Source organism: Arthrobacter sp. P4_F10, from assembly GCF_056401435.1.
The window spans coordinates 70,568-93,721 of sequence record NZ_JBFUJJ010000002.1; the positions used below are offsets into that span (position 1 = coordinate 70,568).

At 64.3% G+C, this 23,154-nt stretch carries 18 protein-coding genes; 2 read left to right on the forward strand and 16 right to left on the reverse strand.

Features of this window, described 5'->3' with window-relative positions; all coding sequences use genetic code 11:
- Positions 1-3: 3 nt before the first annotated feature.
- The 12 genes from AC1DR1_RS03245 to AC1DR1_RS03300 all read right to left on the reverse strand — a co-directional run bounded on the left by AC1DR1_RS03245 (position 4) and on the right by AC1DR1_RS03300 (position 17,471).
- Positions 4-3,084, reverse strand: a complete 3,081-nt coding sequence (locus AC1DR1_RS03245) for a glycosyltransferase (protein ID WP_476992174.1) — start codon at positions 3,082-3,084, stop codon at positions 4-6.
- A gap of 162 nt (positions 3,085-3,246) precedes the next feature.
- Positions 3,247-4,158 (reverse strand): hypothetical protein, encoded by a 912-nt coding sequence (locus AC1DR1_RS03250; RefSeq protein WP_364748003.1) that lies wholly within the window; start codon positions 4,156-4,158, stop codon positions 3,247-3,249.
- Positions 4,155-6,449, reverse strand: a complete 2,295-nt coding sequence (locus AC1DR1_RS03255) for a glycosyltransferase family 2 protein (RefSeq protein ID WP_229992700.1) — start codon at positions 6,447-6,449, stop codon at positions 4,155-4,157. The genes AC1DR1_RS03250 and AC1DR1_RS03255 overlap by 4 nt, the downstream gene beginning before the upstream one ends.
- 12 nt (positions 6,450-6,461) lie before the next feature.
- Entirely contained in the window at positions 6,462-8,384 is a 1,923-nt protein-coding gene (locus AC1DR1_RS03260; RefSeq protein ID WP_476992175.1) for a glycosyltransferase family 2 protein, read from the reverse strand.
- Positions 8,385-8,388: 4 nt separating this feature from the next.
- Positions 8,389-9,204, reverse strand: coding sequence for a hypothetical protein (locus tag AC1DR1_RS03265; protein WP_476992176.1), 816 nt, complete (start codon positions 9,202-9,204; stop codon positions 8,389-8,391).
- Between the two features lie 13 nt (positions 9,205-9,217).
- On the reverse strand, positions 9,218-10,528 hold the full coding sequence (gene wecC, locus AC1DR1_RS03270; protein ID WP_476966677.1) for a UDP-N-acetyl-D-mannosamine dehydrogenase: 1,311 nt from the start codon (positions 10,526-10,528) through the stop codon (positions 9,218-9,220).
- 6 nt (positions 10,529-10,534) lie between these two features.
- Positions 10,535-12,457, reverse strand: coding sequence for a glycosyltransferase family protein (locus tag AC1DR1_RS03275; RefSeq protein ID WP_476966678.1), 1,923 nt, complete (start codon positions 12,455-12,457; stop codon positions 10,535-10,537).
- Positions 12,458-12,460: 3 nt separating this feature from the next.
- Positions 12,461-13,351, reverse strand: coding sequence for an ABC transporter ATP-binding protein (locus AC1DR1_RS03280; RefSeq protein ID WP_476966679.1), 891 nt, complete (start codon positions 13,349-13,351; stop codon positions 12,461-12,463).
- Positions 13,338-14,231: an ABC transporter permease gene (locus AC1DR1_RS03285; protein ID WP_476966680.1), complete on the reverse strand. Its 894-nt coding sequence runs from the start codon at positions 14,229-14,231 to the stop codon at positions 13,338-13,340. The genes AC1DR1_RS03280 and AC1DR1_RS03285 overlap by 14 nt, the downstream gene beginning before the upstream one ends.
- Positions 14,228-15,964, reverse strand: coding sequence for a glycosyltransferase family 4 protein (locus tag AC1DR1_RS03290; protein WP_476992177.1), 1,737 nt, complete (start codon positions 15,962-15,964; stop codon positions 14,228-14,230). Before AC1DR1_RS03290 ends, AC1DR1_RS03285 begins: the two co-directional genes overlap by 4 nt.
- The gene (locus tag AC1DR1_RS03295; protein ID WP_229992707.1) at positions 15,964-17,223 is read right to left on the reverse strand and encodes a glycosyltransferase family 4 protein; all 1,260 of its coding nucleotides are present in this window, start codon (positions 17,221-17,223) and stop codon (positions 15,964-15,966) included. The genes AC1DR1_RS03290 and AC1DR1_RS03295 overlap by 1 nt, the downstream gene beginning before the upstream one ends.
- Positions 17,224-17,228: 5 nt before the next feature.
- Positions 17,229-17,471 carry a hypothetical protein gene (locus AC1DR1_RS03300; RefSeq protein WP_229992708.1) on the reverse strand — a complete coding sequence of 81 codons (243 nt, stop codon included), beginning with the start codon at positions 17,469-17,471 and terminating at the stop codon, positions 17,229-17,231.
- A 70-nt stretch (positions 17,472-17,541) separates the two neighbouring features.
- On the opposite strand from AC1DR1_RS03300, the gene AC1DR1_RS03305 reads away from it, so the two are divergent.
- On the forward strand, positions 17,542-17,781 hold the full coding sequence (locus AC1DR1_RS03305; protein ID WP_229992709.1) for a hypothetical protein: 240 nt from the start codon (positions 17,542-17,544) through the stop codon (positions 17,779-17,781).
- A gap of 289 nt (positions 17,782-18,070) precedes the next feature.
- Positions 18,071-18,571: a DUF3515 family protein gene (locus AC1DR1_RS03310; protein WP_229992710.1), complete on the forward strand. Its 501-nt coding sequence runs from the start codon at positions 18,071-18,073 to the stop codon at positions 18,569-18,571.
- A 2-nt stretch (positions 18,572-18,573) separates the two neighbouring features.
- On the opposite strand, the gene AC1DR1_RS03315 is transcribed toward AC1DR1_RS03310, so the two are convergent.
- The 4 genes from AC1DR1_RS03315 to murA are packed head-to-tail and all read right to left on the reverse strand — an operon-like array spanning position 18,574 to position 22,869.
- Complete coding sequence (locus AC1DR1_RS03315) at positions 18,574-19,704, reverse strand: D-alanine--D-alanine ligase family protein (RefSeq protein ID WP_414645557.1); 1,131 nt, start codon at positions 19,702-19,704, stop codon at positions 18,574-18,576.
- Positions 19,705-19,721: 17 nt separating this feature from the next.
- The gene (locus tag AC1DR1_RS03320) at positions 19,722-20,789 is read right to left on the reverse strand and encodes an NAD(P)H-dependent glycerol-3-phosphate dehydrogenase (protein WP_229992712.1); all 1,068 of its coding nucleotides are present in this window, start codon (positions 20,787-20,789) and stop codon (positions 19,722-19,724) included.
- Positions 20,786-21,532: a lysophospholipid acyltransferase family protein gene (locus AC1DR1_RS03325; RefSeq protein ID WP_229992713.1), complete on the reverse strand. Its 747-nt coding sequence runs from the start codon at positions 21,530-21,532 to the stop codon at positions 20,786-20,788. Before AC1DR1_RS03325 ends, AC1DR1_RS03320 begins: the two co-directional genes overlap by 4 nt.
- Positions 21,533-21,543: 11 nt before the next feature.
- Positions 21,544-22,869 (reverse strand): UDP-N-acetylglucosamine 1-carboxyvinyltransferase, encoded by a 1,326-nt coding sequence (gene murA / locus AC1DR1_RS03330; protein ID WP_476992178.1) that lies wholly within the window; start codon positions 22,867-22,869, stop codon positions 21,544-21,546.
- Between the last annotated feature and the right edge of the window lie 285 nt (positions 22,870-23,154).

Genomic DNA, 23,154 nt, shown 5'->3' on the forward strand with positions numbered 1-23,154 from the left:
TATCTACAGGGCAGGCGTGCTGTCGTTGTCGGCACCATCCGACACTGATTTCCGGTGCGCCCGGGCTGCCTCCAGCAGGGTCTCGGCACGCTTGTCAAAGTTGTGTTCGTCGCGGATCATCTGGCTGATAGCAGCCATCTCCGAATCATCGGGGAAGCCGCTCGGATCAGCCAGAATTTCGGCAAGCTGCTCGAGCGAAGCATATGTCCGGACGGCGCCCTTGAAGATCTCGTCGATACCGTCCACGTCGTCACTGATCACCCTCGCACCGGAGGCCACGGCATCGTAGAGGCGGTTGTTGGCGAAGCCCCACCTTGCCATGTCTTCAAAATGATCGTTGAGGACAATTGTGGACGAGTTGTAGACAGCAGCAAGGTCATCGTTGTCGATGAAATCGGCCACCACCAATTCTGCCGGGATGAACTGCTCCCACCGGGGGCCCCACACACTGACATTTTGGCCAAGGCCAACACAATCGGCGACGATCTTGCGCCCAATTGGTTTTCGCGGGCCCCCCACGAAAGTCAGGTCGAACTGGGGGCTTCCCTCAGTCGCCGCCGTCGGGTGGAATCGCTTCGGATTCGTGGCCTGAGGCAGGTAATGGGCTTCGATCCCCCACTCGCTGCGGACATACTCGCACCAGATTCCGGACGCCCCGAAAATGAGGTCGAACTCAAGGAGTTCTTCTTTGGCAATCAAGTCCGGCCGGCTGATCGCCCACAGGATATTTGTCTTTCCTGGCTGAGGATCGCAGCGGTGCAGGCCGCGAATGACCACCACAACATCGTCCAGGTGATTGGAGGGCCGCGCGAGGGCTGCGGCCCTGTCGACCACAACCTCCTGGCCGCGGGCAGTGAGTGCCTCTGCAAGGTMCGCCGCATACGGAACGTCGCCCCAGCGGTCTCCGCCGACACTGAACTCAGCGCCGATCTTGATCGCCCATCGCAGACGCTCCGCCGGATCCGACCCGGAGGTCTGCCTGACGACTACCGGCGCCGCAGGCTGGAGCCTCGGGTTTCGTGGCGCAGTGAACGCAACGACGTCCAGGCCAATGTCACGGTAGTGGGCTTCAACCGGCCGCGCAGGCTCCTTGGATGCACTCAGCCAATCCGCATCCGCGGCGGACAAGGAAGGGTGCTCCGCATAAGCATCCGCCGAATGGTCTACTGCGACCGCTGCGCCCTCCACGACGAACTCCCCTGCCCCGGAGTTGCCGAGCCTCCGCAGAAAATCGGTCACTGCCGCTTCGCCGGCAAAGATCGTATTGAATCGTCCTAGCCGTTCGAACGCCTCCCTTCGCACCACAAAGGCGGCTGGTGCCAACTCGTCAACCACCCTGCCGCCGTGGCGCCGGGCATCGGCAATGTTCAAGCCCCGGAACAAGGGGACGGCGAGGCTGTTGCGGTGCGCAACAGCGCCARCGGAGATGACGACTCCAGCGGGATCGGTCAACAGGGGCTGTGCCGCAACGACGGATGGATGGTCAAGCTGTTCCAGGAGCTTGTCTAGGGCACCGGCGCGAAATTCGACATTTTCCTTGGCGAACAGTAGGTTCGCTCCGTCAGCGTGGACGGAACCAATGTTGTAGGCGATCGCTTCCGTGTAGCGTCGCGGCAGCTTGATGTATTTTAAGCCGGACAGGCCAGCGAGAGCGGCCCGCAGGCGCAGCGAAGTGCGGAAGCCCTGGACCTCGTCGAGCACAACCAGTTCGACCAAGTCGGCGTCGACAGTTTCCTGGATCCGGCGAACATTCCGGATCGCCTGGTCGATGTTCTCCGTGATGCGCATTATTACCGACAGGGAAGGAACCCTCACCCGTTCCGGAACAGAATCAGGAACAAACCGCCCTTGAACGTTCTTGCCCAGTACCGCGTATTCCCAGTTCCCGGACTCCTTGCGGGTGATTCTGTCATCGTTGTCGTCGTCTACGTAATCGCAACCGATAAAGGGGAAGTACTCGATGCTGGTCGTCTCGGTAATCCGAAGGACGAGGTCATAGTCAACCCAGCGGCGCAGAGAGTTGTCGAAACCGCCCAACTCCCGGATAAAGGACGTCCGCACCACGAGAACATTGAGATCCACGTAGTTGCGCACCAAGAGTTGATCAGCCGTGATGGGTTGGCCGGTGAATTCCAGCCGGCCGTTCAGCATGCGTACGGCAGAGTAGCCCGCCTGGCCGCCGCTGGCAATGAGCCCGGCATGCATGTTCCTAAGAAAATCCGGTCGCCAGGTGTTGTCGGAATCCAGGAAGGCCAAGAAATCTCCCCGGGCCTCCTCGATACCCCGGTTTCGGGCTGCGCAGACTCCCAGGTGATCCGCCTCAATCAAGCGGATTCGGCTGTCCAGAAGTGCGTACGCGCGCACGACGTCCCGCGTCCCATCGGTACTGCCGTCGTCGACTACGATGAGTTCCCACGCCTTGAGGCTCTGCTGGCGTACCGACTCGATGGCATCCAGAATCGCAGTTTCCCGGTTCCAAGCAGGCATGACGATGCTCACTACCGGTGCCGACCCATTTGACGCCAAAGGTACATGTTTGACGCTCTGAAGCCATTCCTTCTCCGTCACTTCGGACCACGTAGGGAGGCGCAGCGGTTTCTTGCCAACCTCGTAAGTCTTGGCCGTCAGGGCGTGGGCAATAACGATCGCCCTTACTGCCGGCCAAGCCGGGGCTGAGCCGGGCAGCTTGTCTGGAACGGGCAGGGCTCGTGCCTTACCGGGACGGTACCGTGACAGCAGCACGGAACCCGCTGTGCCAGATTCGTCGAGTCCAGCGGGGTCAAAAAGCCAAGACCACGGGTGCTCGCGCGACTCCGGGCTCCGCAGGTAGGCCAGCAGGGACTCGACATCGCCGGTCTTGTAACGGTCCCGAACGGGCGCCGGAAACATCCCAAGATCAAACAATGGATGGAAGCTAAGTCCAGCCTTCATGCCATATTGAACGAAGTGACGTGCAGCCGCCGTCTTCGAGACGAAGTCCCTCCCGCACTCTGCGGCGTAGTACTCGGCGTCGAACACTTCCGTTTTGATCAGCCGCAGGCTGCGGGCTGAAATGGGGTCAAGGACTTGGCTCGAGGCGTTCATTAGTCACGTTTCCTTAGTCTGTTGCAAACTTAGCTGGCGTGCCGTCCGGCGGCAGCATCATCAATCTGGCTCCAACTCGCCGCCCGTGATCCGGACAGCGAGCCGTCGTCAGCCGGCCTCATCGACGCTGACCACGGTTATTGCGGGGCTTCTACGCGAATCTCATTTCCCGTCGTCGGCGAGGACCCCGAGCTCCTCACCGAAGAACGCCTTGTGCGCATCCTGGACGTTACTGCGGAAGCGTCCGCGGGACGGCGGTTCGTGCCCTTCCTGAAGCTCCTGCGGCACGAAGTTAATGCGGCCGGATTCGTCCAGTCCGCCCAGGACGGGATCCACGCCGCGCGCTTCGGCGAAGGGGGTGTAGTGCTTCTCGAAGTGCGAGGCATCAAGGGTGTTCTGCACATACCAGACGAAGTTCCGGTCCCGCGTGTTTGAGTAGAGGTGCCGAAGGTCCAGCCGCATGCGGTTGTTCTCTTCCATGCTGTCGTAGCTCTCGAACTCGGGAAAGCAGACCCTGGAGAAGGTCCGAACGGCCTGCCGCTCGTAGTCCCCCACTCGGGTTTGCGGCGAGAAGCAAACAGCCAGGGAACCGCTGATCTGCCGGGAGATGGCCAATGATGCGAAGCCGCCGCCGCTGGAGCCGGTCAGCAGGATTCGCTCGTATCCTGCGACCGCTGCAATCTCTTTGATCAGCTCTGCCACGTCCGAGGTTAGGTCCTGTGCTTCATTGCCGACGTACCACGCCAGCGGAATGCTGCTGCTGAGGTTCAGGCTGGAATCTGCGATAAAGAGCTGGGCGGCGTCAATGGATGCCAGCGACTTCCGCCATTCAAAGCGCGGGAGCTGGTACTTGGACCGCTGCAGTGAGCCGTGGAAAGTGACGATCAGAGTCTTCGACACTCTGGGCGCGTACAGTGCCACGATATCGAGCGGACCGCCGGAAGCAGCCGGGACCACGAATTCATACGGCTCCGCCGCATTGTGGTCAATCTCGCTGGCCGAGGCGATGCGGCGGATCTCTACATTGTTCCGCTCATCCCAAGCCGTTTCCTGGGTGGTGTTTTGCAAATTCACGGAGCCTCTCCTGCTTCAAAAGCGCCCACATTGGAGCCTGTCAGTGCCAGCGGAGCTTCCTCCGCCGGGGTGTCGGGAATTGTCAGCGTGTCCGGCTGCGCCACGTGGTCGCCGATGGACTTTTGTCCGTGCCCGGACTGCGTGATGATCCGCAGTGTCCGTTCATTGAGCGGAATCCACCGTATGGGGCCGCCAAACACGGCCAACAGGTTGCGTTCCACAGTCCCGACCTCGTACTTGTGTTCATCCGTTTCCCAGTTATAGGGCGGCTCGTCTGTCCACACAGACACTCGTTCCGCCGCATGCCCGCTGCGCAACTCGCGGCTGTACTGGAACGCGGTGGGATCGTAGACGTTGACCGCGGCAGACTGCACACGGTCCGTAACCTCCACCCGGACAAGACGCCCGTCATGGAAAGCCTCCATGACCTCGTCAGAGAATGACCGGTCGATGGCGGCCGTGTGAAGAATGCTCGGGTAGTGCATGAGTCCAACCCGCTGCCCCTTTCCGACCGCAGACGCCAGATGTTCCAGCATCAGCACGCCCACGAGGGAATCAGCGCCGAAATCGCCGACAAGCAGGATATCAAGTTCCAGGTCCTGCTGCTTCGCACCCGCCGGCAGGAACCGGGACGGTGCCGGGAACACCCGCTCGGCAAGCGGGAAGTCCAGGTAGCCGGAGTGTTCGCCCGCCTTGATCCTCTTGTGCCAGTGCTCGTAAGAGTCACGGTAGGACACGCGGTCCGGCGACCTGTAGCCGAGGCGGAAATCTTCCATGGAAAGGTTCGAGGCGCCGACGAGGGACAGCGTCAAGGGCGCCTCGCTTACCTCGAAGGGCTCCTCGCTATTGACGAGGGCCTGGTAGCGGAGAATGAACTCCGTGTCGGCGGCTTTGCGGACGGAATCCCAGTGACCCAAGTGCTCCCGGATGGTGGGAGTGTGGAACATTGTGGATACGTGGGCCGGCGTGATGAAGGCTCCGCGCCATCCGCGGTAGTGGAAGAAAAGGTCTTCGTCCGCGCGCGTCCAGGGAGCGGACACGAGTCTTCCGTCGGTCTGCTCCTGTGACCCCCGGACCAAGAGGGCGATCTTCTGCGGGTGCTGCCAGTCGTCGCCGTCGAAAATCGTCATGAACTCGCCCTGGGCCATGGAGTAGCCAATATTGCGCGACGTGTAGGCACCTGCGTTGGGCTCGTTGAGCACCACCTTGATGCGCCCGTCCACTGCCGGCCATTTGTTGAGCCGTTCGGCCGCATCCCCGCCGGAACCGTCGTCAACGATGATGATTTCGATGTTGCGGTAGCTCTGGTCGACGGCCGACTGAATCGCGAGATCCGTGTACTCGTCCGGCTTGTAGACGGGCATGACAATGCTGACGAGAGGTCCGTCCGTGACCGGTGCCGGCGCTTCCGCCTGCAGGCGGAGGAAGGCCGGGGCGGTACCTTCGGCCAGCGAAAGCCGGGACAGCCCCGCCAGCTGGTAGATGTCGTTGATTTCGGCGAGCCACTCGTCGACATCGACTGAATTGTCCTTGAACGGGTTGGCTGCGTTGGCCCGGTAGAGGTGGAGGTCGTTGGAGTTCATTTCGTCGGCCTTGTAGAGGCCCTGAAGCCGAATTACTTCCTCCCCCTGCCCGGTCCGGGCTAAGGCGTCAAGGAAGAACTCCCCGCGCCGCTTTTCCCGGAACGGCTTGGCTCCGAGTCGCTGAAAGACGTACTTGTACAGCGTGGCTGCGTTGAGGATGTCGTCCTGGAGGATGTTCTGCCGGAAGCAGAGGTCGCCCAAGTGCAGCAGCACGGAGCGCGGTGTCTTGTCCAGGACGGGCTTTACGCTGCGACGGGTCTTCCCCCCGATCCGGTACATTTCCAGGGCTACGGCCATGTCCCGCCAGCCCCATTGGCCGGTGGTTGCCGTGGCGACCAAGATATCGCGGCCGTCAACGGAACGCAGCTTGGTGAGGCGCTGGGCAAGCCGCGCCTCCGGGATGCGGGAGCGTGCACCCCACTCGACAAGGGCACCGGGGCGTGTGTCCTGCTGAACCGGAGCGGGCTTTGCCAGTGCGGCAGATGCCCGCTTCGCCGCCCGCCGGGACGCCTTCAGCAGACGGTCCACGTAGAGCGCGCCGACGGCCAGCGCGGCCGCGAAGACCAGCACCAGCAGGCCTAGGAGCCACGGGTTGCGTGCGTATGCAGCCACCACTACCAAGGCAAGGAGGACGGCGAACGCGGCGGCGGCCACCTTTTTCTTCGGGGACAGCCGCGCAATTCTGCGGAGAGCTTGTTGAAATTTCATTCCCTGAGCCTTCTAAGTATGCGAGTGAGTAGTAAGTGCGGATTGAGCCGGGACTGGAACTGGCACCCGGGCGAAGTGGCTGCGCATGGAACCCAGCCGCGCTCCGGAAGGTGAGCTCGGAACAGCGTCGATCTGCGGCGGCGGCTGGAATCCGTCCCACTGTTCGGCCACACTCTGTAAGAAGATGCTGTCTTCCGGATTCCAGGTATGGCCGCCGTGCGAATCCGCCCCGGAGTGGCGGTGCATCATGTAATTCTGCCCGTGGGAGCGGTAGATGAGTCCCCCGGAGGCCTGGACTGCTTGTAGGAGGCAGCGGTCAACGGCGCGATGGACGGGCCGCCATCCTCCCAGCTGACGCAGCTCATCCCTGCCGAGCATTATAGTGCCGCCCGCGACGTGGTCCGAATATTGCTCCCCGAGTGGGGGCCTGCGCGTGGTGATGTCCAGGCTCTCCAGGTAAACGAACTCAACCTGCGCGCCCACCAGGGTGGCGCCGCTGAATTCCTTGGYGTGGACGAGGTCGCGCAGGTGGTGCGGGCCGTACCAGTCATCGTCGTCCATCTTGCAGACGAGATCGCCGCTGGCGGCGCGCACGCCGGCGTTCAGCACGTCGCCAAAAATCATGTCGGCCGGAACGGTGCGCACCTGCAGCTCGCCGGAAAACGCCTCGACGGCGCGCCGGACCTCGGGCAGGTCGGTGTCGAACCCGTGCAGCACCACCACCACTTCCAGTGCCTCCCAGCTCTGGCGTGCCAGCTGGTCCAGGGCGGATACCAGCTTCTCGGGCCGGCGGGTGGCCAGCACCACGCTCACGGAGGGCACGGGAAGCAGCGGCTTGCCGAGCTGGCCCAGCAGAGTGTTCCAGACGGCCCGCGGGCTGTAGAGGTCCAAGGCCGTCCGTCGAAGCTCGATCGACTTCGATTCCCGCAGCACCCGGGGGTCGCCGGCGTCGAAGGCCTGAATGCGGTCCACCAGCTGCTCGCCGAGCAGGGACCGGACGGGGGCAGGCAACGCCGTCGTCAAGAGGGGCACGCCCGCGACGGCCAGCTGGCTCAGGCGCCGCGCCAGCTGCCAGTCCAGGCCGCCAAAGAGGTCTCCATCAACCTCAACGTAGTTGTGCTCCCGGAGGGCCGCGAGATCGGCTTCGCTCAGCTCTCCCCGGCGGCCGAGCTCGATCGGCCGGAGTGCCCGCGTCGCCTTATCCGGGTACGGCAGGAATCCCAGGGGAGACACGACGGCGGTGTCAACAGGGGGCAGTACCGTCCCCGGCGGAGTCCAGACCGGCGGTGTGACACGTAAGGGCTGGTCCGAGGCTTGCTCGCTGAGCTGCTGGGTGAGCTCGCCGGGTCCGATCAGCACGTCGACGGAATAGATGTCATCCGGCTCGGGCTGCAGGAGCTCTTCGGTCATGAAGCTGCCGAGTGCGTCGCCGGCGAGCCAGGCGGTGGCGGCGGGATCGGTGATGCCGACCCGCAGTCCGCCCAGCACCGGCCGCGGCGCGGCAGGCGAACAGCAGCCCAAGGCGGCGAGGGCCGCAGCATGCACATTCACCCATTTGCCGCCTTCGACCACCACTGCGAAACCGAGCCCCGGCACGGTCATGGCGGATGTGCCGGCCTTGACCTGGAGGCTGCGCGGAGTCCAGACCGGCAGGTCGGCGGCCGGGAAGAGCCCGCGGATGACCAGTACGAAGCGTTGCGCCCGTCCCTCGCTGCGGAACAAGGGAAGCAGCATCCGAGCCTCAGAGAGCGATTGCGTCTGCACAACGTAGTTGTCCCACCACAATTGATCAGCAGGAAGGGCATGATCCCAGTCGGCCCCGCTCCGGGGATCGCGGTGCTCCCAGTCCGTGCGGGCGTAGTCCAGCCCGAGGTCCAACGCCAGCTGCGCCATGGAGTGGTCTGCGGAGCCGACCGCGACGCTCTTGATCTGCATGCTGCTAGCTCCCCGCCCGGCCTGTGCGGGCCTTGAGCCGGCCAAGGATATAGGCCGGGCCCTTGCGGGCAATAGCGCGGGCACGCGAGACGCCGCGGTTCGGGGCAAGCCCCTGCTCCAGGCGGCGGCGCTCGATTTCGGACTTCCTCAGACGGGCCTCCAGCAGGCGGATCTTCTGCTCATAGTCCAGGCGCGTGGCGCTGTCGGCCAGGTCCCGGACCACGATATTCAGGTCAAGGGTTGCCGCGGCGCCCTTGCGCAGGTGCAGTTTGGGCTTGGGCCGCCGGAAATCGTGCAGGCCCAGGGCGCTGCCGGAAACCCAGCGTTCGCCACCGGCGCTGCGCGCGGACTTCTCCGGGTCGCCGGCTTCCGACAGCTCCCGAAGGGTCGCCGTCTGCCACAGTTCGATTGCGCCCGGCTGCCCGTCCACCAGGGCCCTGAGGACCATAGCCTGGGTCTGGCGCAGGGTGTCGATCATGGCTTCCAGTGAGTGCAGGCCCAGGGCCGTTCCGGCGCTGAGCACCAGCGTGTAGGCGGACTCGGCAAGCTGTTGTCCGTCAGCCCGGAGAAACGAAAAGCGGCGGTCGGTGGAGAGCCAGTCTTCCAGCTTGGGCCGGCTGCCGTCCTCGACCAGAATGTCGACGGCGAAGTCCTGGCAAGCAGAGCCGAAAAGCGAGGCGACGGTTCCAGCAACTTCCAGATCCGTAGCCTTCGCGGTCCGGATCAGGATCCGGACAAGCGGGGTCTCGCGCCGCGGCGTGTGCAGGGCCTTGAGTGCAAAGCCGGCATGGCGCAGCTCTTCCTCAATGGACGCTGACACGGCGTGGCTTCCCCTATCCACCGACGCTGGCCCCTACGGGCGTGTGCGGCCGGCTGGCGTCCGCGGGCTCCTGCTGGTTCCAAATGCCCTTGGTATCGATGACGAGTTTTCCTTCGAGGGACAGGGGGTCCAGGGTCAGGAATTCATCGTGGTCCACCAGGAGCATCACGAGGTCCGCCGCGGCGACGGCTTCCTCCATGCCGTGGAGCCTGGTGAGGCCGGATGCTGCCAGCGCCGTCGGGAGTTCCTCGACGTTCGGGTCAACCACCAGGATGGCGCTGTCAGGCAGCTGCCGGACGAGTTCCTGGACGATCGTCACCGACGGCGACTCGCGGACATCGTCGATGTTGGCCTTGAAGGCCAGGCCGAGGACAGCCACGGTGGCGCCCGGCTGGTCGGCCAGTGTCTGCACTGCCTGCCGGACCACGTGGTACGGCTTGGAGTCGTTGACTTCGCGGGCCGTCCGGATCAGGGCGGAGTGCTCCGGGACGGCGTCGACGATGAACCAGGGATCAACCGCGATGCAGTGTCCGCCCACGCCGGGGCCGGGGCGAAGAACGTTCACGCGCGGGTGATGGTTCGCCAGCTCGATCAGCTTCCAGACGTCGATGCCCAAGTTGTCGCAAATCAGTGAGAGCTCGTTGGCGAAGGCGATGTTGACGTCGCGGAAGGTGTTTTCCACCAGCTTGGTCATTTCAGCGGTGGTGGCATCCGTGAGCAGGATTTCACCCTGGCAGATCACCTCGTACAGCCGCTTGGCCAGCTGGGCGCCCTCTTCGGTGAGGCCTCCTATCACGCGGTCGTTGGTGACCATTTCGACCATGATCCGGCCCGGCAGAACGCGCTCCGGCGAGTGCACAATGTGGACATGGTTTAGTCCGGGGCCCGCTTCGAGGGACAGGTCCGGCCGCAGTTCCATGAGGTAGGTGCCGAGGCGTTCGGTGGTGCCTGGAGGCGACGTCGATTCCAGGACCACGAGTTCGCCGCCGCGGAGCTTGGGCGCGAGGGCCTCAAGGGCGCTGCGGAGGTAGGAGAGGTCGGCGCCGTTGCCCTCCGCCAGCGGGGTGGGCACGGCAATGATGAACGCGTCGGCCACAGGCACGGTGGACATGGCGACGAGGTTGCCCAGGCTGACCGCACCTGAGACCACCACACCCATATCGGGTTCCACAAAGGGAACCTCTCCCCGGTTGACGGCGTCGACGGTCGACTGCTTCACATCGACGCCGGCTACGCGCTTGCCTTTGGCGGCAAAGCTGGCCGCGGTGGGCAGGCCGATGTAGCCAAGTCCGATGACGGCAACATCAAAAATCGTCTCGTCCATGTTTCCCTAAACTAAAATATGGTCTTCGGGTGAACCGAAGAACTGAATCTTTGAAGTAGCCAAAAGCTCTTCATTGGTGATGGGCCAGGTGTGCGACGACACGTTGGCGCCGCGCATCTGGCAGTAGTTAAAACGGTCCGCCGAGTAGATCCGGGCTCCCGACTCGACAATGTCGGTCAGGAAGCGCGAGTCCTCTCCACGTTGCAGCTGCTGGAACGGAAAGCGCCTGAACGTGTCAGTGGCGGCGAAAATTGTAGGTCCGGAGACTGCTTCCACGTAACGGTGTTCCAATTGCGGGTTGCGCAGGATCGTAGCACCAGCTCCGGCCAGATGCATGTAATGCGCCCGCTTTCCCACCACCTCGGCCTCGGAATACATCATGGCGTGGACCTGGTCGCCCAGGTACAGGGGGCTGTAGATGTCGTCGTCGTCCCATTTGGTGGCGAACCGGCCGTCGGCACGCGCCACGACGGCGTTGAGGCACTCACCGAGCACCGTTTGCTGCGGCTCATGCAGGACCACGGTGTCCGCGATGCCGGCCAGCTGGGACTTGCGGCGGAACGCGGCTTCGTCTATTTCAAAACCGTGGGCCAGGTACACGAGCTGGACATCGACGCCCTGCTGGGCGGCCACCCCGGCAATGACATGCTCGAGTTGCTGCGGGCGGAAACTTGAAACGAGGACAGAGATCTGGGCGCGGGGTGCCGGGGCGGCCAGCGAGGGCCGTGCCGCAGCGGCGATGGACTGTGCCCGGTGGCTGAATGTATGCTCCGCCCAGATTCTGCGCTGGGCCTTGTGGACGAGGCGCTGGGCATAGTCCGGGTTTGCGGTCAGTGCCCTCAGCAGGTGCGCGGCGTCTTCGCGATTGTCCGCCGTGGGGATTTCCCGCTCCGGGAAGAACTCCGTGATGGCCGCGCTGGGGGTCGAGACAACGCAGGAGCCAGCCGCGGTGATCTCGAAAATCCGCCGGGCGCACATCGACGGCGAGTCCGTGACGGAGTTGACGTTGAGGAACACCTTGTACGCCTTGTAGGCGGTCAGCATCTGTTTGTAGGACAGAGACCCCACAACGTGCTTCTTGAGGATTCCGGGGAACTGATACTGCGGCTGCCTGCCCAGCTGCCGCGAAAAGATCTCAAAACCGGGGCGTTTGCCCGCGGTCGCGTCAACGGCTGCACCCAGCAGGTACTCCATCTGGCGCCGGCGGTCCTCGTATTTGTGCGCAAAATACATTCCGGCGAAGGCGATCTCGCGGGCGTGCCAGCCGTGCCGGGGCCGGGCCGGGTTGTGGATGCGGGGCTGCGCGGCGAAGGGCAGCACGGAAATCCGGCTGTGGCCCAGGTCCTCCCGATAGCTGGGCAGCATGTTGGCATCGGTCGTGAAGACGTGATCGAACAGTTTCGCGGCGGGCAGGAAGTCCTCGTAGTGCGGCGGGTCTTCCTTGTTCCAGAACACCGCCGGGACTCCGGAGACCCGACATCCGTCAACGAGCTCGCGGAAGACCGCCGAAGGGCCGGCGGGGCCGGTGATCTTGCCCCGCCAGAGCCCTGCGTTGCCTGCCCACGCGGATTCGACGACGACGAAGTCCAGCGCCTCGTCGCGCAGCTGCCGCGCCCAGCCGTCGGGCCTGAGCGCCACGACGGTCCACTCGGCGGCGAACGCCGCCGCGGAAAAGTCATCCATGATGATGCCCACGCGCAGCTGCGGATTCCGCGGCTGCGCAACTCCAACAGCAGCTTCCCTGAAGATCAGGTGGCGGCCGCGTCCGATTCCGCGCCAGGCGCCTTCCGCGCCGCGGACACCGGCCAGGCTGGCCTCGTCACGCTCGGCCATGCTGCGGTGCAGGTAGCTCTTGACCTGTCCCATGCCGCCTTGGCGGGCGTGCCACAGCGCACGGCGCCAGTAGGCCGTCTTGTCTCGAAAACTCATTCTCTACCTGGACCGCTTCCAGCCGTTGGGAAGCAGGGTGGTGCGCATTTCGGGGAGGCTTGCCATCAGCTCAGCCCGGATCTTGCGGCCGTAGTCTGCGTTGCCCTCGTTGATGCGCCAGATGAAGTTCCGGTATTCCTTGGCAACTTCGTCGGGCGTTCCGTCCATGATGAAATCGCCCTTATCGATCCAAAGGGCGCGGTTGCACATGGACGTAATGGTGGAAAGGCTGTGGCTGACCACGAACACGGTTCCGGCCTGGCTGGTCACGTGCTCCATCCGCTTCTTGGAGCGCTCCTTGAACTGGGCATCGCCGGTGTTGAGGGCTTCGTCGATCAGCAGGATCTCGGGATCAACTGCCGCGGCGATGGCGAAGCGGAGGCGCGCGCCCATGCCAGATGAATAGGAATTCATCGGGTGGTAGACCTCGTGCTCCAACCCGGACATCTCCACAATGTCATCGAACTTGGCATCGATTTCTGCGTGGCTCATGCCCATGGCAAGGCAGCCGAGCCGGATGTTCTGGGCACCCGAAATGGAGCTGATCAGGGCCGCGTTGACGCCCAGGAGGATGGGGTTGCTCGCGGCATAGACAGTGCCGGAGTCCGGGATGATCAGCCCGGCCAGAACCTTCATGAGGGTGCTCTTGCCTGAGCCGTTGCGGCCAATGACGCCAATTGAATCGCTCTGATTGGCCACGAAGGAAATCTTGCTCAATGCCGTGGTGCGTACCACGCTGTCGCCACGGCGCGGCGTGCGAAGTTTCTTGAGGAACGAAGTCCGGGCGTTGGTCCGCCCGGGAGTCTGGTTCTTGGTCCGGTAGACGACCGAAATGTCGTCTACTACCACTGTTGGCTCCGCGATGTGGCCGATTGTCACGTCAGACACGTCCATAGCTTTCCTCTCCGCGCCAGAAGACAAACAGTCCGGCGGCGACCGATCCCAGCGCCCAGAGACCCAAAACGGCCCACGCCCGCCAGGTCGGTGTTGTGTCGTAAAGTAACGAGTCGCGAATGATCTTGATGACCTGGAACACGGGGTTGACGTCCATCATGGTGCGCATGATGGGGTACTGGTCGAACCTGGTCTCAGCAAAGAAGACTGCCGAGGCATACATCCAGAAGCGCACAACGAAAGAGATCAGCATGCTCAGGTCCGGGATTTTCAGGATCAACGGTGCCAGCAACATGCCGATCCCTAGATTAAATAAGAATTGAAGCAGGATCGCGGGGACAATCAGGAGCCACCGCCACGTGATCTCCTCGGCCGGTGCCGTGAAGATGATGAAGAGCAGCATGACGATCGTCACGGGAACGTTGGAGATCAGTTCCCGAACGTTGAGGGCAATGGGCAGTGCCGCCCGGGGGAACTGGAAGGCCCGGATCATGGACGTATTACTGGTCAGAGATTTAGCCCCGCCCAGGACGGACCGCGTGGTCATCTGGAAGGTAAAGACGCCAATGATCAGGTAGCCGACAAAATTGTCAATGCCCTTGCTGGTGCCTAAGAGCAAACCAAAGATTAGGTAGAAACTGAGTCCGCTCAGTAAGGGCGTCAGAACCAGCCAGGCAGTTCCCAGGTGGGTCTTGTCGTGCTCGCTCTGGACCCGCGCGCGGGCGTCGAAGAAGATGAAACTCCGGCGGTCCCATAGCTGGACCAGATAGTCCAGGAAGTCGGGCCGCTGCCCCACTTTGCTCAATCGGACAAGGTTTACGGGCACAGAGACGGTGGGCGTCTTGGTCTCTTCCGCCCGGCTCTGTTCTTTGGTGCTCATCTGATGGTTACTCCCAGCATTTCCAACTCTCTTGCCAGGGCAACCGCGTTGGCGGCCCATGTTCTCTCCCGCAGCACTCGCCCCCGGCTGGCAGCGCCAAGCGTTGCCGCCAGCGGTGCATCCGAGAGCAGTTCCCGGACCGCTGCAGCGAACGATGCAGGGTCTCCGGCAGTCGCAAGGCGGCCGGTTACGCGGTCCTCGACGATTTCCGCCAATGCAGGCAAGTCGCTGGCAACAACCGGCCGGGCAGATGCCATGGCCTCCACGGGCTTGAGCGGTGTCACGGAACGCGTCACCTCCAGGTCCTTGCGCGGCACAACGAATACATCCAGCGCTTGATGGTACAGGGCTGTCTGACTCCGGGGCACGCGGCCCGTAAAGACAATGCGATCGGCATATCCGCTCCGCTGCGCCTGAATCTGCAGCGAAGGCATGGACGAACCGTCTCCGACAATCAGGAGACGGAGCTGAGGCATGTCCTCAGCCAGCAGCAAAAACGCGGCGAGGAGGTCCTCTATGCCTTCATAGGGTACCAAGCTGCTCACTGTGCCGATAAATTGTCCGTCTTCTGCGAGACCGATCTCACGCCGGGCGCTGGCCTTATCCAGGGGCTCGGACAGGAAGTTCCCGCCGACAGCGTTAGGGGCAATGATTACCCTATTTTCGGGGATTCTGGCAGCAACAATGTTCGCCTTCATGGCCGTCCCGAGGGTCAGCACGAGGTCCGCATCCTGCATGACCTCCGCTTCCCGGCTCTGAAACAGCCGGTACTTCTCGCTGTTGCGGGCCTCCGGCCCGCGGGTGGAGGCCCAAGTGTCGGCCAGTTGGCCGCGGACCTCATAGACCCAGGGTATCCCGAGGGCCTCGGCCACGGCCCGCACCACCAGACCGTTGACGTAATGCGTGGTGGTGTGCAGCACGCTCGGCTTGAACACCAGGGCCACGGCGAGCAGTTCTTCCGCCTGCTGCTGCAGCCGGGCATCAATGGTGTGTGCCATCTTGGCCGGCAGGAGCCGCTGGTAACGGATTCCGTCCACGGTGTCCATGGTTTTCGCGAGGAGCTTCCCCACCTGAACGGGATAGCCCATCCTGGTGACCGCCAGCACATCCCATCCGGCCTCCTGTTGCGCCAGCAGGGTGGAGTGGGAGCGCTGGGCGTAGCCGCTGGCTGTGTGGGGCAGCGAGTTCGTCAGCAGATGAAGGATCCGACCGGGCACCGGTGCGTAGGGGCGGCGCTCCAGCGACGGCGATGCGTTCGTCAGGATCGCCGCCTCGGCCGCCAGACGGGCGCGTTGCCGCAGTCCCGCAGCTCCAGAGCCGTCGAGTGCCGCAACAGCTTCGCTGACGTCGCCGTCGTACCAGAGACGCCGCGCCCGGGCCTGCTTCACATGCTGCGCCGTGCCGGCCTTGGCAAGGAGGACGTCCGACACCGCCGGGAGGTTCGCTGCGAGGGCGACGTCGGCCAGGCGGCGCGCCCGGTCCCCCTCGACGGGTCCGTCGGCAGCGAGGCGCAGCCGGCGTTCGACGTCGGCCTCGTCCCCGGCGGCGAGTGCCGCGAACATCACGGCCGCCGAGGTGGAGTTTTTCGGGGCCCAGCGGCAGAGGCACTTCGCGAGGGGAAGCACGGCCGAGGGCAGCCTGCGCGAAAGCTGCAGGAACAAGATGACGGGATCATCAGTCAGGTGCTGGCGGACCACGCTCTGGGCCAGCCGGACGTTGTTGAGCAGCTGCATCATCGGCTCTCGCGGGTTTCCGCGAGCAGTTCGGTGATGAGTTCCATATAGCGGCCGGCGAGCTGCTCGTATTCGGCGTGCGCTTTGACCCACTGGCGGCTGTCGCCGTTGCGGACCAGGCGGCCGCGGTCGGCAGCCAGTTCGCGCCACAAAGCGGCCAGCTCTTCGGGATTGCTTGCCACGATGTCGCCGGCCTCGGCGTCCGAGACGATTCTCGCGGCTTCGCCACGCACCACGGCAGTGATGTGCCGGCCGATCGCCAGAACCTCATAGGTCTTGGACGGCACGGTGGTCTCGAAGGATTTCCAGTCGTCCCGCAAAGAGACGATGCAGGTGTCCGCCGACGAGTAGCGTTCCAGCATGGCGGCCCCGGTCAGGGGCGGGTGGAACGTGACAGGAGCTTTCAGCTCACGTGCCAGCTTCTCCAGCGCCGGCCTCTGGGTCCCGTGGCCCACCATGTGCAGGTGCATCGATTCCCCCACCAGGGCACTCGCGAGGATGGCGACGTCGAGTTTCTGACTCTCGCCGTGGTTCCCCAGATACAAGGCCTCGAATACGTCCCTTTTCTGTTCCGGGGGCCCAACCACCGGGATGGAGTCAAGGTTCACGCCGTTGCTGACGGTTGCCACGTTGCGGACACCGCGGGAGCGCAACGTCGCCGCGAACCCTTCGGTCACTGTAACCACAAGGTCCGCCCGGTGCTGGACGAAGTCCACCACGTGCTCCACAACGCTCTTGACACTGCCTTGGACGAGCCGGGCGTCGCGGGCCAGGTCCGGCCAGGCATCCCGCATTTCCACGATCAGGGGGACGCGGCGCAATTTTGCCACGGCATAGCCGGCAGCAAGCGAGGGCAGGCCGGGGGCCGTGACAATAACGACGTCGGGCTTGCGGACCATCATTCCGGCGGGGACCGACAAAAAGGCCGAAAAGCACTGGTCAAGCAGCCGCGCGGCACGGGAGTTGCCGTGGCGCAGGTAGGGGACGTGAAGAATCTTTTCGGTGAACTGGCCGTTGCGCTGCCGGAATGGCCTGCCAGCCATCCAGCGCGGGAGTGCCCGCCGCCCGAAGGGGTAGTGCGCCACCGGAGTCACGACATCGACGCCCCAACCTGAGTGGGAGAACTCCTTGATCATGGCGGTCCAGCGGCGCTGTGGAGGACTCTGTTCGGGCCAGTAGGAGTGCGTGATCAGCGTGATCTGCAGGCTGTCATTCACGGACTTAGGCGAAATCGACTCCACGAGGGCTTCATCCTGCATGGATGTCAGGACTTACCGGTCCGGGGTACGCCGGTAGCCTTTTTCGATCCAATGAACCGGAAGTAGGCAAAGCCCATGCCCAGCAGGACCAGCACGGTGATGGCCTGGACGGCCAGGGGGCTGCCCGTAGCGACGGCTACTGCAGCCTGGACTTCAGGTTTCACCATCACCGGAGGTTTGGTGGGGGTGGCGATGACGGCGGGAGCCGTAGACGGCGCCGGCGTCGGGGTGGGCGTCGGTGTCTCCACTGGGACTTCCTGCACAGGAGCCGGGACGACGGGTGCCGGGGCGACGGGTGCAACGACAGGCGGCGTTTCAATGACGGGCGCAGGCGCCACGACGGGCGGAGCCGCCGGCACCACGGGCGGAACCACTGGCGTAGGAACGATCACTGGCTCGCTCGGTACCGGCGACGGCTCGTCCGCGGGCTTGGTCGGCGAAGGCGACGGCGTATCTGTTGACGGCGGCTTGGTCGAGCCCGTCTTGGTGGGCGTCGGCGCCGGAGTGGGCGTCACCACCACCGTTGCAGGGGCGGTAGGCCCGGTTTCCTCGGCGTAAGCGGCTGTCGCCGTGGCCACGACTGAGGCGGCAAGGAGCAAAGCTCCCAGCCCGGTGCGTATGGATTTATTTCGGCTGCACGACGTCATCGACAGTCCCTCCCCCACAGTGCGAGATTGAATCAGGTGTGCGTTATGCGGCCAACACTAACGTCATTGTCGGCAGAGCCCCAGTGGTGCACGAGGTCCCAGTCTACTCGAAGGTAAGAGTCAGGCTGTTCATTTGTGATGCTACCCGCACTCAGGAAACTGTGGCCGCAGCGCCACGCGGACCGGGTTAAGCTGGATGAATGCTCCAGTTCAGCCGCCGTATTTCCGCCCGCATTGCCCTGGTTGCGGCGGCCGCCGCAACCGGCTTGTCCTTGACGTCATGCTCCCCGGTGGTGGACGTAACACCCGCCAAGGATGCCGCGAACGCGGCCTGCGCGCCTATGATGCTGGCCCTACCGGACGCAATCGGCGATGCCAAGCTGCGCAAGACCAATGCCCAGGCCACGGCGGCCTGGGGCGATCCGTCCGCAGTGATCCTTCGCTGCGGGGTCAACGTTCCGGGACCCACAACGGACCGCTGCGTCAGCGTCAACGGCGTCGACTGGGTCATCAAGGAAGGCAGCCCCGTGTGGACGCTGACCACGTTCGGCCGGGAACCGGCGACGGAGATCCTGATGGATCCGGACAAGATCAGTTCGGCCACCGTGCTGGCAGACCTCTCCTCCGCCGCGGTGAAGATCCCAGCAACCCGGAACTGCGTGGGCCAGGAGGACCTGCAGAACCTGCCGACTAGCAAATAGAGCTAGCGCAGGCCGGTCTTGCGGTGCAGGGCGAGGTGGATCAGCTCGTCAATAAGCTCGGCATAGCCCAGCCCTGAGGCCTTCCACATCTGCGGGTACATGCTCTTGGGCGTAAACCCGGGCATGGTGTTGATCTCGTTGATAATCAGTTCGCCATCAGGGGTGTAGAAGAAGTCGACCCGGCTCAGTCCCTCACCGCCGACGGCGTCGAAGGCGACAGCCGCCAGTTCCCGGACCCGGGTGATCGCTTCCTCGGGGAGGTCGGCCGGGCAGCTGAGCGCGGCGGCGTCGTCCACATATTTGGCGTTGAAGTCATAAAATTCGTGCCCGCCGCCGGCGACGGAAATCTCGCCGGGCATGGATGTGCGGGGAGCATCGGTCCCCCGGCCCTCCAACACGGCGCATTCAATTTCGCGTCCCGTGATGCCGGCCTCGATGACCAGCTTGGGATCGTGCTCGCGGGCGGTCTCTATTGCGGCGTCCAGGCCCTCGATGGAATCCACCTTGGAGATGCCCATGGAGGACCCTGCCCGGGCCGGCTTGACGAACACGGGGAAGCCGAGCTGGTCCACGCGCTTGCGGACGGTCTCCGGATCGTTGCGCCACTGCCGGTCGGTGACGGCGATGTAGGGTCCCACGTGGAGCCCGGCCGCTTCAAAGACCACCTTCATGAAGTGCTTGTCCATGCCGACCGCGGACGCCAGCACGCCGGCACCCACGTAGCGGGTGTCGGACAGTTCCAGGAGGCCCTGGATGGTTCCGTCTTCGCCGAAGGGCCCGTGCAGCAGCGGGAACACGACGTCGACGGCGCCGAGCTCCTCTGGGACCGTGTTCGGGGAGGCGACGATCAGCTGGTGCTCGCCGCCGATCTCGGCCAGGGCCACGGTCTGAGCCGACGGCGCCACCTCGGGCAGCGACGACGCCGAGAGTGACCACTCGTTGGTCTCGGCGGAGGCCAGAACCCACTGGCCGGTCTTGGCGATCCCGATCGGGATGACGTCGTACTTGTCCTTGTCGATGGCGCCCATGACACCGGCTGCTGTCACGCAGCTCACGGCATGCTCGCTGGAGCGGCCGCCGAACAGCACCGCCACTCGGGGTTTGGACTGGCCCGTACGGCCTTCTGTGGTCATGTTGTTCTCTGACACTCTCAGTAATCGCCTTCGGGTTTCAGGTCCCGGGACAGCAGCAGCGGACCCAGTTCGTCTACGGACAATTTACCGCCCAGCACAGCGACGACGGCTGCCGTGATGGGCATGTCGACGCCGAGCTTTCCGGCAAGTTCGTGGACCGCCTGGCTGGACTTGATGCCTTCGGCCGTTTGCTTCATTTCGGCAGTGACCTGCTCGAGGGTCAGCCCCTTGCCGAGCAGCCTGCCTGCCGTGTGGTTTCGGGACAGCGGGGAGGAACATGTGGCCACCAGATCACCCAGGCCGGCGAGTCCCGCCATGGTCCGGGCTTCGCCGCCCAGGGCGAGTGTCAACCGGGATGTTTCCGCGAGGCCCCGGGTGATGACCGAGGCCTTGGTGTTGTCCCCCATCTGCTTGCCCTCGCAGATTCCTACGGCCAGGGCGATGACGTTCTTGACGATCCCGCCGATTTCGACGCCGACAACATCGTTCGTGGTGTACGGGCGGAAGTAGGGCGCGGTGCAGCTGCGGGCAATCCAGCCGGCCGTGACCGGATCCGTGCAGGCCACCACGGACGCAGTTGGCTCTTCCCGGGCGATCTCCATGGCCAGATTGGGGCCTGAGACTACGGCGACACGGTTGGCCGGAAGGTCAAGCTCCGCGCAAATGACCTCGCTCATGCGCGCATCCGTGTGGAGTTCGAGGCCCTTCATGAGGGACACCACGACGGCGCCGGGCGCCAGCATGTCCTTCCACGCCTTCAGTTGCGGCCGCAGGGTCTGCGCCGGAACGGCCAGGATGACGACTTCGGCGCCGGCCAGGACCTCGGCGACGTCGGTGGATGCAGTAATGCTGGACGGCAGCGTGATGCCCTTAAGGTACTGCTCATTGCGGTGCTCGGTATTGATCTGGTCGACGACTTCCGGGCGCCGGCCCCAGAGGCGGATGGTTCGTTCGACGCCGGAGGCCGTGGCGGCGTCGGCCACGACCTTGGCGAAGGTGGTACCCCAGGAGCCAGCCCCTAGGACGGCAACGGTGGTGGCGGATTCGGATCCGCGGCCGGTCGCCGTCGTAAAATCCGCCGTCACGCTGTGACGTCCGGGTCAATGCGGCCGTGCGTGGGCTGATTGTGGGCCGCCGGGTCCCAGCGCTGCGCGGGCGGCTGTTCGCCGCGCAGTTCCGCCAGGAGGCCGGTAATGGCGTCCATGATGACATTCGTGGCGGCCGTGAGCGTTGCTTTGTCCAGCGGGCGGCCCGCAAAGGCGCTCAGGTCCACTGGATTCCCGACCACCAGGCGGGAGGTCTTGCGGGGGAAGATGTAGAAACGCTTCGCATACCGCGGGAAGACCTCTTGGGCACCCCAATGGGCGATGGGAACCACGGGAATACCGCTCTCCAGCGCCATGCGCGCGGCACCCGTGTGCCCCTTCATCGGCCAGAGTGCCGGGTCCCTGGTGAGGGTTCCCTCGGGGTAGATGATGATCGCCCCGCCCTCGTTCACGATCTCCTTGGCCAGCTGCAGCGAACGGTTCGCTCCCGCCGTCGAGCGTTCCACCGGGATCTGCTTGGTGTTCCGCAGGACAGCGCCCAGCACTGGCACGTTGAAGAGGCCGGCTTTGGCGAGGAAGTGCGGCATCCGTTTCTGGTTATAGAGCATGTGCCCCACCACCAGCGGGTCGATCTCCGTGCAGTGGTTGGGCGCGGCGATGAAGCCCCCGGCGGGCAGCTTTTCGAGGCCTTCCCACTTCTTGTTCATCAGCAGGTTCATCACTGGCCGGATGATCCCGGCGACCGTCACAAACGTGGCGTGGCTCTTGGCCGATTCCTTCACTTCGGTCCCCGCTACTTGGCCGACGTGATGTCGAAATCGGCGCCGAGGCCCGCGAGCTTCTCAGTGAAGCGCTCGTAGCCGCGGTTGATGATGTCGATTCCGGTGACGCGGGAGGTGCCGGTGGCGGCCAGGGCGGCGATGAGATGGCTGAATCCGCCGCGCAGGTCCGGGACGTCGATATCGGTGCCCTTGAGCTGCGCCGGTCCGGAGATTACGGCCGAGTGCAGGAAGTTGCGCTGGCCAAAGCGGCACGGCACGCTGCCGAGGCATTCGCGGTGGACCTGGATGTTGGCGCCCATGCGGATCAGTGCATCGGTGAAGCCGAACCGGTTCTCATACACGGTCTCGTGGACGATCGAGACGCCCTCGGCCTGGGTCAGGGCGACGATGAGGGGCTGCTGCCAGTCCGTCATGAAGCCGGGGTGCACGTCCGTTTCGAGCACCAGCGGGTTGAGCTTGCCGCCGCGGTGGTAGAAGCGGATGCCGTCGTCGCCGATGTCCATTCCGCCGCCGACCTTGCGGTAGGTGTTAAGGAAGGTCATCATGTCGCGCTGTGTGGCGCCTTCGACAAAGATGTCGCCGCGGGTGACCAGGGCAGCGGATGCCCAGGAGGCTGACTCGTTGCGGTCCGAGAGGGCCCGGTGGTTGTAGCCGCCCAGGTCCCGGACGCCTTCAATCCGGATGGTGCGGTCAGTCTGGACGCTGATGATCGCGCCCATTTTCTGCAGCACCGCGATGAGGTCCACGATTTCCGGCTCGGTGGCCGCGCCGGAGAGTTCGGTGATGCCCTCGGCGCGCGTGGCGCTCAGCAGGACCTGCTCGGTGGCGCCGACGGACGGGTAGGGCAGGACAATCTTGGCGCCCTTGAGCCCATTGGGCGCGGAGATGTGGATGCCGCCTGGACGCTTTTCCACCACGGCACCGAACTGGCGCAGGACATTGAGGTGGTAGTCGATCGGACGGTCGCCGATCTTGCRCCCGCCCAGATCGGGGATGAAGGCCTCACCGATGGCGTGGATCAGTGGCCCGCACAGCAGGATCGGGATGCGCGAATCGCCGGCGTGGGCGTCGATGGCCGTGCTGGAGGCGGTCTTGGCGCCCTTCGGGTCAAGCGTCAGATCGCCGGTCACGGGGTCCTTGTCGACCCTGACGCCGTGGAGCTGAAGCAGGCTCGTGACAACCTCGACGTCCTTAATTTCAGGCACGTTGCGCAACACCGATGGCTCGTTGCCCAGAAGGGCAGCGACCATGGCCTTGGGGACAAGATTCTTGGCCCCGCGAACGGTGACGCGACCAGTTAGCGGGACGCCTCCGCGGATTGTCAGAACACTACTCATATACCGGTTTCCTCACGACTACTCGCCCCCAAATCCTTACAAAGGCTCCAGCTAAGCATAGGAGCATCCGTTACCGATCTGAAATACGGAGCGGTGCAAGATACCCGTCCAGGGCGCGGTGAGCACGGAAAATGGCGTGCAGCCGGGCCGCTGATGTGGCTGAGGGGCCGGACGGGGGCAGGCTGGCTTTCGACTGCTGGGGGCGGACGTGGCATCGAGGCGGGGGCAGCGACGTCGCGGCACCTGATCCCAGCCATTGCGCCAGGCCCGCACCGTTTGCCGGCT

Excerpts from the sequence above, each read along its gene's own strand:
- AC1DR1_RS03255 (WP_229992700.1), bottom strand. The coding sequence starts at position 6,449 with ATGAAATTTCAACAAGCTCTCCGCAGAATTGCGCGGCTGTCCCCGAAG.
- wecC (WP_476966677.1), bottom strand. The coding sequence starts at position 10,528 with ATGGACGAGACGATTTTTGATGTTGCCGTCATCGGACTTGGCTACATC.
- AC1DR1_RS03275 (WP_476966678.1), bottom strand. The coding sequence starts at position 12,457 with ATGAGTTTTCGAGACAAGACGGCCTACTGGCGCCGTGCGCTGTGGCAC.
- AC1DR1_RS03280 (WP_476966679.1), bottom strand. The coding sequence starts at position 13,351 with ATGGACGTGTCTGACGTGACAATCGGCCACATCGCGGAGCCAACAGTG.
- AC1DR1_RS03285 (WP_476966680.1), bottom strand. The coding sequence starts at position 14,231 with ATGAGCACCAAAGAACAGAGCCGGGCGGAAGAGACCAAGACGCCCACC.
- AC1DR1_RS03290 (WP_476992177.1), bottom strand. The coding sequence starts at position 15,964 with ATGCAGCTGCTCAACAACGTCCGGCTGGCCCAGAGCGTGGTCCGCCAG.
- AC1DR1_RS03295 (WP_229992707.1), bottom strand. The coding sequence starts at position 17,223 with ATGCAGGATGAAGCCCTCGTGGAGTCGATTTCGCCTAAGTCCGTGAAT.
- AC1DR1_RS03305 (WP_229992709.1), top strand. The coding sequence starts at position 17,542 with ATGACGGGCGCAGGCGCCACGACGGGCGGAGCCGCCGGCACCACGGGC.
- AC1DR1_RS03310 (WP_229992710.1), top strand. The coding sequence starts at position 18,071 with ATGCTCCAGTTCAGCCGCCGTATTTCCGCCCGCATTGCCCTGGTTGCG.
- AC1DR1_RS03315 (WP_414645557.1), bottom strand. The coding sequence starts at position 19,704 with ATGACCACAGAAGGCCGTACGGGCCAGTCCAAACCCCGAGTGGCGGTG.